Origin of the sequence: Pseudomonas neuropathica (assembly GCF_015461835.1) — a bacterium.
Lineage (GTDB): Bacteria > Pseudomonadota > Gammaproteobacteria > Pseudomonadales > Pseudomonadaceae > Aquipseudomonas > Aquipseudomonas neuropathica.
In genome coordinates, this window is record NZ_JACOPX010000008.1 from 55478 (window position 1) to 68230 (window position 12753).

The 12753-nt window shown below is 61.1% G+C and carries 13 protein-coding genes; 10 read left to right on the forward strand and 3 right to left on the reverse strand.

Annotation, left to right across the window (positions count from 1 at the left end):
* Positions 1-17 precede the first annotated feature (17 nt).
* Both H8F23_RS13015 and H8F23_RS13020 read left to right on the forward strand, forming a co-directional pair.
* Entirely contained in the window at positions 18-1064 is a 1047-nt protein-coding gene (locus H8F23_RS13015) for a class I SAM-dependent methyltransferase (protein ID WP_194934784.1), read from the forward strand.
* Between the two features lie 54 nt (positions 1065-1118).
* On the forward strand, positions 1119-1961 hold the full coding sequence (locus H8F23_RS13020) for an NAD-dependent protein deacetylase (RefSeq protein WP_194934631.1): 843 nt from the start codon (positions 1119-1121) through the stop codon (positions 1959-1961).
* Between the two features lie 116 nt (positions 1962-2077).
* On the opposite strand, the gene H8F23_RS13025 is transcribed toward H8F23_RS13020, so the two are convergent.
* Positions 2078-2974: a LysR family transcriptional regulator gene (locus H8F23_RS13025; protein ID WP_194934632.1), complete on the reverse strand. Its 897-nt coding sequence runs from the start codon at positions 2972-2974 to the stop codon at positions 2078-2080.
* A 240-nt stretch (positions 2975-3214) separates the two neighbouring features.
* Between H8F23_RS13025 and H8F23_RS13030 the strand changes: the two genes are divergently transcribed.
* Genes H8F23_RS13030 through H8F23_RS13040 form a run of 3 tightly spaced genes read left to right on the forward strand, consistent with a single transcriptional unit; the run spans position 3215 to position 5796 of the window.
* Positions 3215-3913 (forward strand): CoA transferase subunit A, encoded by a 699-nt coding sequence (locus tag H8F23_RS13030; protein WP_016983257.1) that lies wholly within the window; start codon positions 3215-3217, stop codon positions 3911-3913.
* A 24-nt stretch (positions 3914-3937) separates the two neighbouring features.
* The gene (locus H8F23_RS13035; protein ID WP_110720524.1) at positions 3938-4603 is read left to right on the forward strand and encodes a CoA transferase subunit B; all 666 of its coding nucleotides are present in this window, start codon (positions 3938-3940) and stop codon (positions 4601-4603) included.
* Between the two features lie 11 nt (positions 4604-4614).
* On the forward strand, positions 4615-5796 hold the full coding sequence (locus tag H8F23_RS13040) for an acetyl-CoA C-acetyltransferase (RefSeq protein ID WP_194934633.1): 1182 nt from the start codon (positions 4615-4617) through the stop codon (positions 5794-5796).
* A 223-nt stretch (positions 5797-6019) separates the two neighbouring features.
* On the opposite strand, the gene cobF is transcribed toward H8F23_RS13040, so the two are convergent.
* Positions 6020-6775 carry a precorrin-6A synthase (deacetylating) gene (gene cobF / locus H8F23_RS13045; protein WP_194934634.1) on the reverse strand — a complete coding sequence of 252 codons (756 nt, stop codon included), beginning with the start codon at positions 6773-6775 and terminating at the stop codon, positions 6020-6022.
* A complete protein-coding gene (locus H8F23_RS13050; protein WP_194934635.1) occupies positions 6775-7329 on the reverse strand; it encodes a histidine phosphatase family protein in 555 nt (184 codons plus the stop codon). Before H8F23_RS13050 ends, cobF begins: the two co-directional genes overlap by 1 nt.
* A gap of 330 nt (positions 7330-7659) precedes the next feature.
* Between H8F23_RS13050 and H8F23_RS13055 the strand changes: the two genes are divergently transcribed.
* The 5 genes from H8F23_RS13055 (at position 7660) to H8F23_RS13075 (ending at position 12656) form a co-directional block, all read left to right on the forward strand.
* Positions 7660-8514 carry a MurR/RpiR family transcriptional regulator gene (locus H8F23_RS13055; RefSeq protein ID WP_093439023.1) on the forward strand — a complete coding sequence of 285 codons (855 nt, stop codon included), beginning with the start codon at positions 7660-7662 and terminating at the stop codon, positions 8512-8514.
* 2 nt (positions 8515-8516) lie between these two features.
* Entirely contained in the window at positions 8517-9161 is a 645-nt protein-coding gene (locus H8F23_RS13060; RefSeq protein WP_194934636.1) for an isochorismatase family cysteine hydrolase, read from the forward strand.
* Positions 9158-10489 carry a glutamine synthetase gene (locus H8F23_RS13065; RefSeq protein WP_194934637.1) on the forward strand — a complete coding sequence of 444 codons (1332 nt, stop codon included), beginning with the start codon at positions 9158-9160 and terminating at the stop codon, positions 10487-10489. Before H8F23_RS13060 ends, H8F23_RS13065 begins: the two co-directional genes overlap by 4 nt.
* Complete coding sequence (locus tag H8F23_RS13070; RefSeq protein ID WP_194934638.1) at positions 10473-11225, forward strand: N-formylglutamate amidohydrolase; 753 nt, start codon at positions 10473-10475, stop codon at positions 11223-11225. The genes H8F23_RS13065 and H8F23_RS13070 overlap by 17 nt, the downstream gene beginning before the upstream one ends.
* A gap of 81 nt (positions 11226-11306) precedes the next feature.
* Positions 11307-12656, forward strand: a complete 1350-nt coding sequence (locus H8F23_RS13075; protein WP_194934639.1) for an APC family permease — start codon at positions 11307-11309, stop codon at positions 12654-12656.
* Positions 12657-12753: the final 97 nt, after the last annotated feature.

The following is a 12753-nucleotide window of genomic DNA, read 5'->3' on the forward strand; positions in this document are numbered from 1 at the left end:
TTTCAGGAGCACACATGATGGATGAGGCGAAGCTCAACCAATTCATGGGCAAACTGGTCAACGACATGGGCGGCGCGGCGATGCTGGCCAATGTCATCGTCGGCGAAGAGCTCGGGCTGTACCGGGCAATGGCCGACAGTCAGCCGATCAGTGCCGATGCCCTCGCTGCCAAAACCACCTGCAACCCGCGTCTGGTGCGCGAATGGCTCAGCGCTCATGCGGCGTCCGGCTACATGGAGCACCACGACGGTCAGTTCCGTTTACCCGAAGAACAGGCACTGGCCCTGGCCGTTGAAGATTCCCCGGTGTATGTCGCTGGTGGCCTCGGGGTGGTGGCATCGTTTTTCCACGACAAGGACAAACTGGTCAAAGCCATGCGCGGCAACGGTGCCCTGCCCTGGGGCGATCACCACCCGTGCATGTTCACCGGCACCGAGCGGTTCTTCCGGCCCGGCTACAAGGGCCACCTGATCGCCGAATGGCTGCCGTCGCTGGACGGCGTGGTAGCCAAGCTTGAGCAAGGCGCGAAAGTCGCCGACATCGGCTGCGGTCATGGCGCCTCGACCGTGATCATGGCCCAGGCGTTTCCCAACTCGCGTTTCGTCGGCTATGACTATCACGCGCCCTCGATCACCGTCGCCACCCAGCGCGCCGAGGAAGGTGGCGTCAGCAGCCGGGCGAAGTTCTTTCAGGATTCGGCGAAAAGCTACCCCGGCGACGACTACGACCTGATCTGCTATTTCGACTGCCTGCACGACATGGGCGATCCGGTCGGTGCCGCCCGTCACGCCTATGACTCGCTGAAAGACGATGGCACGGTGTTGCTGGTCGAGCCGTTCGCCAACGACACGCTGGACGACAACATCAACCCGGTCGGGCGGCTGTTCTATGCGGCCTCGACGTTTATCTGCACACCCAACTCGCTGTCGCAGGAAGTCGGCCTCGGCCTGGGCGCGCAGGCCGGGGAAATGCGTTTGCGCAAGGTGTTTACCGAGGCCGGTTTCAAGCAGTTCCGCCGGGCCACGCAAACGCCGTTCAACCTGATTCTGGAGGCGCGCAAGTAACCCGCGCGGGTCGCGTGCTAACCTGCTGGCACTGCCCATTTCGGAGCGCTGACCATGCTCGACAGCCCGACCCGCGAACACCTCGATACCTTGCAAGAGGTGATGGCCGATGGCGACTTCCTCGTCCTGACCGGAGCCGGCATCAGTACGCCGTCGGGCATTCCGGATTACCGCGACAGCGACGGTGTGCGCCGTGGCCGGCAGCCGATGATGTACCAGGAGTTCCTCGCCGCTCCCGAGTCGCGCCGCCGCTATTGGGCGCGGGCCATGCTGGGTTGGCCGAGGGTGCGTCAGGCGCAGCCAAATGCAGCGCACCAAGCGTTGGCCAGTTTGCAGCGCCATGGGCTGATCCACGGTTTGATCACCCAGAACGTCGATACCCTGCACGATCAAGCCGGCAGTCACGATGTGATCGAACTGCACGGCAGCCTGCATCGCGTCCTCTGCCTGGACTGCGGCCAGCGCAGTGAGCGCGATTCGATTCAACAATTAATGGAAATGCACAACCCGTATCTGGCCGGGGTCGATGCAGTGCAGGCGCCGGATGGCGACACCCTGCTCGACCCGGCTTTCGAAGCGCGCTTTCAGGTGCCGCGCTGCCCGCATTGCGCTGGCGAGCGGATGAAACCGGACGTGGTGTTTTTCGGCGAGAACGTCGCGCAGCCCACGGCGGTAAGGGCGATGGCGGCGGCAGAGAGTGCAGCGGGGATGTTGGTGGTGGGTTCGTCGTTGATGGCATATTCCGCGTTTCGCCTGTGCCGGGTGATAGCCGATCGCGGTAAGCCGCTGATCGCGATCAACCTGGGCAAGACCCGCGCGGATGACTTGCTGGATTTGAAGATTGAAGCGTCGTGTGAACAGCTGTTGCCCCTGCTGACACAACGCCTCACCTACTGAATACACGGATCCCCTGTAGGAGTGAGCCTGCTCGCGATAGCGTTCTGTCAGCCACAGCAACTCTGACTGATACTCCGCTATCGCGAGCAGGCTCACTCCTACAGGGATTGGGACAATCAAGGAGACAGGCGTTGGCTCAGGTTCTCTTGCTGGAGAATATCGAACAACGCCTGGGCCGCCGCCGACAGTTCATTGCCCGGCTCAGTCAGCACGCCGATGGCCCGCTGCACCGAGTCATCCAGGGTCAGGCAGTGGGCGCCGAGCTCCTGCATCTGCTCGGCGCACAACGCCGGCACGGCACTGACGCCCAGACCGCTGGCGACCATCCGCCCGACCGTGGCCAATTGATGGCTTTCAAATTCCACCGGCAACTTCATGCCTCGCGCCTGCAGGTGCTCTTCGAGCATCACTCGCACCGTCGAAGGCCGCTGCAAGGTGATGAACGGCTCCTGCAATAACGTCTGCCAATCGATCTCGTCGCACTGCGCCAGCGGCGAATCCTTCGATACCACCGCGACGAAGCGATCCACGTACAACGGCGTAAACGTCATCGAAGTGTTTTGCATCGGCTCGAACGCCACGCCCAGTTCCACCTGACGGTCACGGACCATTTCCAGCACTTGCTCGTTGATCACGTCATTGACCGTGACGTTGACGTTCGGATAGCGCGCGCGAAACGTCTTGAGGATCGGCGGCAGCAAGTTACCGGCAAACGACGGCATCGCCGCCAGCGTCACCCGCCCGCGCTGCAAGCTGAAGCGTTGGCGCATTTCGTCTTCGGCGTTATCCCAGTCGGCGATCAGCCGCCGCGCCAGCGGCAGCAAGGATTCACCTTCCGCAGTCAACGCGACATTGCGTGTGTTACGGCTGAACAGGCGCCCGCCCAGGCCCTCTTCCAGCGCTTTGATGGTCAGGCTCAACGCCGATTGCGACAGGTGCAGACGCTCGCAGGCCACGGCGAAGCTCAGGCTCTGTGCCACGGCGAGGAAGGCGCGGATCTGTTTGATGGTCATACTCAAACCTCTGAACATGAAACTCGGTCAGGTAGGAGCTGCCGGAGGCTGCGATCTTTTGATCTTGGTTTTATCAGATCAAAAGATCGCAGCCTTCGGCAGCTCCTACAGGGGGCAGATGCATTTGTTGAGCTTTATCAATCAATCAACCTTAAAAATCAACTTAACAAATATATCCTCCAGCGAGACACTCCAACCATTCGGCTAGCCAGCCGCCCGCAAATAATAAAAGAGGTGCATATGGCAGGTTTCGACAAGCGCGTGAGTTCCTACGAGGAAGCCCTGGCCGGGCTTGAGGACGGCATGACCGTTATCGCCGGCGGCTTCGGTCTGTGCGGCATTCCGGAAAACCTGATCGCCGAGATCAAACGCAAAGGCACCCGCGACCTCACCGTCGTTTCCAACAACTGCGGCGTCGACGGTTTCGGCCTCGGTGTGCTGCTCACCGATCGTCAGATCAGCAAAGTCATCGCCTCCTACGTCGGCGAAAACAAGCTGTTCGAAGAACAACTGCTCAAAGGCGACATCGAAGTCATCCTGACCCCGCAAGGCACCCTCGCCGAGAAGATGCGCGCAGGCGGCGCCGGCATTCCGGCCTTCTTCACCGCCACCGGCGTCGGCACCCCGGTCGCCGAAGGCAAGGAAGTACGCGAATTCAAAGGTCGTAAGTACCTGATGGAAGAATCCATCACCGGCGACTTCGCCATTGTCAAAGGCTGGAAAGCCGACCACTTCGGCAACGTCATCTACCGTCACACCGCGCAGAACTTCAACCCGCTGGCGGCTACCGCCGGCAAGATCACCGTGGTTGAAGTCGAAGAAATCGTCGAACCCGGCGAACTCGACCCCTCGCAGATCCACACCCCGGGCATCTACGTCGATCGGGTCATTTGCGGCACGTTCGAAAAACGCATCGAACAGCGCACCATCCGCAAATAATTCAGGCTGACGGAGAATAAAACCATGGCACTTACCCGCGAACAAATGGCTCAGCGCGTCGCCCGCGAAATGCAGGACGGCTTTTATGTGAACCTCGGCATCGGCATTCCGACCCTGGTCGCCAACTACATTCCCGAAGGCATGGAAGTCATGCTGCAGTCGGAAAACGGCCTGCTCGGCATGGGTCCGTTTCCGACCGAAGAAACCATCGATGCCGACATGATCAACGCTGGCAAACAGACCGTGACCGCACGCATCGGCGCGTCGATCTTCAACTCCGCCGAATCGTTCGCGATGATCCGTGGCGGTCATGTCGACCTGACCGTGCTCGGCGCGTTCGAAGTGGACGTCGAAGGCAACATCGCCTCGTGGATGATCCCCGGCAAACTGGTCAAGGGCATGGGCGGTGCGATGGATCTGGTGGCCGGCGCCGACAATATCATCGTGATCATGACCCACGCGTCCAAGGATGGTGAGTCGAAACTGCTATCCAAGTGCAGCCTGCCGCTGACCGGCGCCGGTTGCATCAAGCGTGTGCTGACCGACCTCGCCTACCTGGAAATCGAAAATGGCGCTTTTGTCCTCAAGGAACGCGCACCTGGCGTCAGCGTCGAGGAAATCGTCGCCAAAACCGCTGGTAAACTGATCGTCCCGGATCACGTACCGGAAATGCAGTTCGCTGCCCAGTGAGGAATTCGAAAATGCAAGACGTCGTAATTGTTGCCGCCACGCGCACCGCGATCGGCAGTTTCCAGGGCTCCCTGGCCAGCGTGTCCGCCGTTGATCTGGGCGCGGCGGTCATCCGCCAGTTGCTCGAACAAACCGGTCTGGACGGTGCGCAGGTCGATGAAGTGATCATGGGCCAGGTGCTGACTGCCGGCGCCGGCCAGAACCCGGCGCGTCAGGCCGCGATCAAGGCCGGCTTGCCCCACGCCGTGCCAGCAATGACCCTGAACAAGGTTTGCGGTTCGGGCCTCAAAGCCCTGCATCTGGGTGCGCAAGCGATCCGTTGCGGCGACGCTGACGTGATCATCGCCGGCGGTCAGGAAAACATGAGCCTGTCCAACTACGTCATGCCGGGCGCACGCACCGGTCTGCGTATGGGCCACGCGCAAATCGTCGACACCATGATCAGCGATGGCCTGTGGGATGCGTTCAACGATTACCACATGGGCATCACTGCCGAGAACCTCGTCGACAAATACGAGATCAGCCGCGAACAGCAGGACGCCTTCGCCGCAGCCTCGCAGCAGAAAGCCGCCGCCGCGATTGAGGCCGGTCGCTTTGTCGATGAGATCACGCCGATCCTGATCCCGCAGCGCAAAGGCGATCCGGTGGCCTTCAAGGTTGATGAACAGCCGCGTGGCGACACCACTGCCGAATCCCTGGCGAAACTGCGCCCGGCATTTAAAAAGGACGGCAGCGTCACGGCCGGCAACGCTTCGTCGCTGAATGACGGCGCCGCTGCGGTCATCTTGATGAGCGCCGAGAAAGCCAAAGCGCTCGGTCTGCCGGTTCTGGCGAAAATCGCTGCCTACGCCAACGCAGGTGTTGATCCTGCAATCATGGGCATCGGCCCGGTTTCGGCGACTCGCCGCTGCCTCGACAAGGCTGGCTGGAACCTCGGTCAACTTGACCTGATCGAAGCCAACGAAGCCTTCGCTGCGCAATCGCTGGCGGTGGCCAAGGATCTGCAATGGGATCTGGACAAGGTCAACGTCAACGGCGGCGCCATCGCGTTGGGCCATCCGATCGGTGCATCGGGTTGCCGCGTGCTGGTGACCCTGCTGCACGAAATGATCAAGCGTGATGCGAAAAAGGGTCTGGCGACCCTGTGCATCGGCGGCGGCCAAGGCGTGGCGCTGGCGCTGGAACGCGCATAACCAGAGTTCAACAGTGAATGGCGGATCCACGACATCCGCCGCTTGCTGGCAACAAAAACCCGGTGCGACTTGCGTTGCACCGGGTGTTTTTTTGCCTGTTCGAAATGTGCTTTGAATGTTCCGGCCCTATCGCGAGCAGGCTCACTCCTACATTGGAATTGTGCACCCATTCAATTGTAGGAGTGAGCCTGCTCGCGATGGGGCCAGTCCAAGCACCAACAATCTAAGGCTTGCGCAGCAGGTACGTATCCATGATCCACCCATGCTCCGCCCGCGCCTTCTTGCGCACCCGCTCGATCTCATCCGCGACATCCGCCAGCCTGCCACTGATCAGAATCTCGTCCGGCGTGCCCAAGTAGGCGCCCCAGTAAATCTCGGTCTCCTGATCGGCGACCCGCTGATACGAATCTTCAGCATCGAGCATCACCACCAGACTGTCCGTATCACTCACCTGCCCTGCCGCCAAACGCCGCCCGGTGGTGATTTCGATGGAACGACCGATGGTGTTCAACGGCACCTTGTGCTGCGCCGCCAACGCCTGAACGCTGGTGATCCCGGGGATCACCTCAAACTCGAAGGCACACGTGCCCGAGTCCAGGATCGCCTGGAGGATGCGCACGGTGCTGTCGTACAACGCCGGGTCGCCCCACACCAGGAAACCGCCGCACTGACCGTCAGACAATTGGTCATTGATCAGGCGTTCGAAGGTCTGCTGCTTGGCGCGGTTCAGCTCATCGACACTGGCGGCATAGTCGACATCGCCGCGTTCGCGCTCCGGACTGTGGGCCTCGACAAAGCGATAGTCAGGGTTGTCGATGTAGCGCTCACAAATCTCGCGGCGCAGGTCGATCAGCTTGTCCTTGCTCTGGCCTTTATCCATCAGAAAGAACACGTCGACCCGATTCAACGCCTTCACCGCCTGCATCGTGATGTAGTCGGGATTGCCGGCACCGATGCCGATCACCAGCAGTTGTTTCATCACAAAGCTCCTTTAAGACACAGGCGCCAGCGCCCGGTGAAGCGCAGTTCGAGCAGCGACAACGGTTCGACATCGATGTCATGCAACGCCGAACCGCGCAGCACGTGGATCAGCGCGGCGCGGATGACAAACGGATGCGTCACCGCCACAACATGTCCCGACGTGCCTTGCAGGCTAGCCAACCAAATCGCCACGCGTTCGCACAACTGCGCCACTGACTCACCGTCATGCGGAGTGGCGTGGGGATCATTCACCCAGGCCTGCAGCGCGGCATCTTCCGAGGCTTGCAGGGCTTTGATCGACTGGCCATGCCAGCGTCCCCAGTCACAATCGCGCAGCGCCTCATCTATCTGCGCGTCTGCGCCAAACCATGCTGCTGTCTGGCGCGTGCGCAACTCCGGCGCGCAAATCAAGCGTCGCGCGGCGTCGAAACGCTCGGCCAATTCGCCCGATGCCAACTGGCTATTTTCAACAGGTTCATTCGTAGGAAAACACGCCAATTTCTGTGCGACGGTTCGCGCATGGCAAATCAATGTCAAACGAGTGGTCTGCACAGGGATCGCTCCGGTGGGCCTTCATGAAAAACAGCGGCGCAAAGCCGTTCTGTCGGCAATTGTGCCGTAAACCAAGGGCTGCAGGGTTGTTGCATCGCCCCGGCAAGTGCGGACAAAAGCAAAAATACGGCAATCCCTGACACTATCGTGGGCGATGGACTACAAGCTCCGTCGAAGTCCGTGTGGCCCTTGTTATACAGGCGTCTCGCCCCATCTCGGGGCCTTTTCAACGCGCTGAAAAATTCACTAGACATGTAACGTCAGTTACATAAATACTGTTTTGACGGATTATGAAGCGAATTCAACACCCCTCATCCAGCAGGAGCCCGGATGCCCCCTCTTAGAGACCTGATCACCGATCCCGGCCTGGATCTTACGCCGTCGGAGCGCAAAGTCGTTCGCGCCTTGCTTGATCAGTATCCCCGCAACGGTCTGGGGCCGATGGCGCGTCTGGCCGAACATGCCGGCGTCAGCGATCCGACCATCGTGCGGCTGGTGAAAAAACTCGGCTTCGGTGGTTACGCCGAATTCCAGGATGCCCTGCTCAGTGACATGGACCACCGCCTGCGCTCGCCGCGCACGCTGCTGCAACCGCGCGCCCATCAACACAGGGACGACGCCTGGAGCCACTATCTGGGCGACAGTCATCGCCTGCTGGTCGAAACCCAATCGCTGACCCAACCCGAAGACGTGCGCATTCTCACCGACTGGCTGCTCGACGCGCGGCATCAGGTGTACTGTTTCGGCGGACGTTTCAGCAGCCTGATGGCCACTTACCTGCTCAATCACCTGCGCCTGCTGCGCCCCGGTTGCTTCGCTCTGGAAGACAACGCGCAACTGCCTGATCGCTTGTTTGATCTGCAACGCCAGGATGTGGTGTTGCTGTTCGACTATCGCCGCTACCAGACCCAGGCCTTGCGGGTCGCCAGTGCGGCGAAAAACAACAACGCACGCGTAGTGTTGTTCACCGACATCTATGCCTCGCCGCTGCGTGAACTGGCCGATCTGATCATCAGCGCGCCGGTGGAATCGGCTTCGCCGTTCGACACCATGGTGCCAGCGCTGGCTCAGGTCGAAGCACTGATCGCCTGCCTGACCTTGCGCACCGAAAACCTCGCCGATCGCCTGGAAGGCATCGATGCCCTGCGCAATGACTTCAACACCCACCTGCTGGAGGATAAATAAGGATGTTCAGCCTTCCCCACCGCTCGCCGCGGGACTTGCCGTTTGTCACCGATCACACCGCACTGTTGCTGGTGGACATGCAGCGTGCCTGGCTCGAACCGCAGTTCGACGCGCACCTCAACGGGCCTGACGCCGAGTATTTCCTGACCCGTGCACACATGCAGGTGGTGCCCAACCAACGTCGTTTGCTCAGTGCCTTTCGCGAAGCGCGGCAGAATGTACTGCACACCATTATCGAAAGCCTTACGGCTGATGGCCGCGACCGCTCGCTCGACCACAAACTCTCGGACATGCATCTGCCCAAAGGCAGCGTGCAGGCGCGGATCATTGAAGACCTGAGCCCGGTGGAAAACGAAATCGTCCTGCCGAAGACCTCGTCCGGGGTGTTCAACTCGACCAACATCGATTACGTGCTGCGCAACCTCGAAACCCGTCACCTGATCATCGCCGGCATCGTCACCGACCAGTGCGTGGACATGGCCGTGCGCGACGCCGCCGATCGCGGTTATCTGGTCACCCTGGTCGAAGACGCCTGCGCCACCTACAGCGCCGAACGCCATCACGCCTGTCTGAATGCGATCAAGGGTTACTGCTGGATCACCGACACCGACACCGTGCTCGCCCGCCTGCAGGAGATGCAGCCATGAGCGCTCGCCTGACACCGCTGCCGATGACTACGCTGGTGACCACCGACCTGATCGGTATCACCCGTGGCCGCTCGTTTCCCACTGATGAGCTGGAGCACTATCAAGCCGCCGGCTGCGGCTGGGTGCCGGCCAACAGCGCGTTGACGCCGCAGGACATCATTGCTTCGACCAATCCGTGGGGCGCCTATGGCGATCTGCGGTTGATTCCGGATCTGGGCAGCCGCGTCACCGTCGGCAACGGCCCGGACGTCGACGCACCGGCGCTGGATTTCATCCACGGCGATATCCGCGAAACCGATGGCCGCCCGTGGGGCGCCTGCCCGCGCACGTTGTTGCGTGATGAAATCGAGCGTTATCGCGATGAACTGGGCTTGCAGGTCAACGCCGCGTTCGAGCACGAGTTCAATCTGCACGCCGGTTTCGCCGAGCATCTGGCGTTCTCCCTCGAAGCCCAGCGTCAGGGCGCCGAGTTTAGCGGCTGGCTGCTCAGCGCCCTGCGCGCCGGCGGTGTCGAGCCGGAAATGTTTCTGCCGGAATACGGCAAGCATCAATACGAAATCACCTGCCGCCCGACGCTCGGCGTGGCGGCGGCCGATCGTGCCGTCAACGTGCGCGAGATTACCCGCGAGATCGCCCGGCAAATGGGCCTGGATCTGAGCTTCGCGCCGAAAACTGCGGCGGATGCAGTGTGCAACGGCGTGCATCTACACGTCAGCCTGCTCGATCTGGCCGGCCAGCCGATGCTTTACGACGCCGGCACCAGCAACGGTCTGTCGAGTCTCGGCCAGCATTGGGCGGCGGGGATCCTGCATTACTTGCCAGCCCTGTGCGCGTTCACCGCGCCGACGCCGGTGTCGTACGAGCGCTTGCAACCGCATCACTGGAGCGCGTCCTACGCCTGTCTGGGCCAACAGAACCGCGAAGCGGCGCTGCGCATCTGCCCGACCGTGAGCCTCGGCGGCAAATCCGTGGCCCAGCAGTTCAACCTTGAGTTCCGCGCCATGGACGCCACCGCCTCGCCGCATCTGGCCATGGCCGCGCTGCTGATCGCCGGACGTCTGGGCATCGAACAGCGTCTGGCGCTGAACGCCATCACCAACGAAATTCCCGATTCACTCAACGACGAGCAACGCAAGGCCCGGGGCATCATCGCCCTGCCCACCTCGCTGGCCCAGGCGCTGGATTGCCTGCGCAACAGTGGCGCCTTCACCGAATGGCTACCCAAGCCGCTGCTCGACACTTACTACGCCCTGAAAACCGAGGAACTGGCGCTGACGGAACAGCTCTCGCCCACTGACTTGTGTGAGCACTATGCACGCCTGTACTGAATCCGCCGAGCTAGGGTTGTACACCCGACCGGCCTACAACCTGAGCCGCGCCGACTCGACGCACCCGGTGATTCTGGTGTGCGAGCACGCCAGCCGCTACATCCCCGAGGCCCTGAACAACCTGGGCCTGGACGAGGCCGCCGCCGCTGAACACATCGCCTGGGACATTGGTGCGCTGCAACTCGCCGAACAGTTATCGGAAAGGCTCGGCGCAACCCTGTTGAGCGCCAATTATTCGCGCCTGCTGATCGATCTGAACCGGCCACGCCACGCCCCGGACAGCATTCCGGCGCAGAGCGAAATCTATCAGGTGCCTGGTAATCGCGAGCTGGACGAAGCCACCCGCGAGTACCGCCGCCAGACCTTGTTCAAACCGTTTCACTCGCGCTTGCAAACGTTGATCGACGAACGTGTTGCTCAGCGCCAAGCGGTGCGTGTAGTGGGGATTCACAGTTTCACCCCGGTGTATTACGGCCAGCCGCGACCGCTGGAGGCCGGCGTGCTGTTCGGTCAGGCCAAGGCCTACGCGCAACGCCTGCTCGACGGCCTCGGCGAACTCCCGCTGAAAGTGGCCGGCAATCAGCCCTACAAGATCGATCCGCTGGGCGACATGACCGTGCCGGTGCACGGCGATGCCCGTGGCCTCGACTCGGTGCTGATCGAGGTGCGCAACGATTTGCTGCGCAGCCCCGAAGCCGTATCGCGCTGGGCCGGATACCTCGCGCCTTTGCTGTAATGAATGAAAGACTGCTGACGCTGTAAACGATGGATCGATAACAACTAAAACGACCGACTGGCTGACAAGGAGTTGCGCTTCATGGAAATTGAAGAATTCGGCTACAAGCAAGAGTTGAAACGTAGCCTGACGCTGACCGACCTGGTGGTATACGGGATGATCTTCATGATCCCCATCGCCCCGTTCGGTGTGTATGGCTACGTCAACGCCGAGGCACCGGGGATGGTGCCGCTGGCGTACATCATCGGCATGGTGGCGATGCTGTTCACCGCGCTGAGTTACGGCAGCATGGCCAAGGCTTTTCCGATTGCCGGTTCGGTCTACTCCTACGCGCAGCGTGGCCTCAATCAACACGTCGGCTTCATCGCCGGCTGGCTGATGCTGCTCGATTACCTGCTGATCCCGCCGCTGCTCTATGTCTACGCGGCGATGGCGCTCAACCATTTGTACCCGGACATTCCGAAAGTCGGCTTTATTCTGGCGTTTCTGGTCAGCGCGACCTTCGTCAACCTGCGCGGCATCACCTTCACCGCACGGATGAACATCATCTTCCTGCTCGCGCAACTGGTGGTGCTGGGGATCTTCCTGTTCTACGCCTGGAATGCCCTGCACAACGGTGGCGGTAACGGCGAGCTGACCCTGGCGCCGCTGTATCACCCGCAAACCTTCAACTTCGCCCTGCTGATGCAAGCGGTGTCGATTGCCGTGCTGTCGTTCCTTGGCTTCGATGCGATCTCCACCCTCGCTGAAGAAATCAAGGGCGATCCGGGCAAAAGCGTCGGCAAAGCGGCGCTGATCACTCTAGTAGTAATGGGCGTGATTTTCGTCGCGCAAACCTGGATCGCCACCGATCTGGCGGCCGGCATGGGTTTCAAATCCGCCGACACCGCATTCTATGAAATCGCCGAAATCGCCGCCGGCAGCTGGCTGGCGACCCTGACCGCTGTCGCCACGGCATTGGCCTGGGGCGTAGCCGTGGCGATAACTTCGCAAGCCGCAGTCTCGCGCCTGCTGTTCGGCATGGCTCGCGACGGCAAGTTGCCGAAAGTGCTGGCCAAGGTGCACCCGAAACACAACACGCCGTACCTGAGCATTTATCTGGTGGCGGTGCTGTCGCTGGTGATCTGCTACCTGTTCATCAACTCGGTCGACACCCTGACCTCGCTGGTCAACTTCGGCGCACTCAGCGGTTTCATGCTGCTGCACCTGACAGTGATCAACTACTACTGGCGTCGGCAGAAGTCCGGTCAGGTGGTGCGTCACCTGATCTGCCCGGTGATCGGCTTCATCATCGTCGCGGCCATCATGTACAACATGGGCGTCGATGCGCAGAAGCTCGGCCTGATCTGGATTGCCCTGGGCCTGGTGTACCTGTTCTTCCTGAATAAACTCGGCGCCAGTACTGCGCTGCCTGACCCGAGCAACGGCTGACAAGAAAAAGAGCGGCGTCTGACAACAAATCAGGCGACCGCCGATTTATCGCGTGGACACCGACAGTGATAGTCAGGTTTGGCGACATCGCCGAACC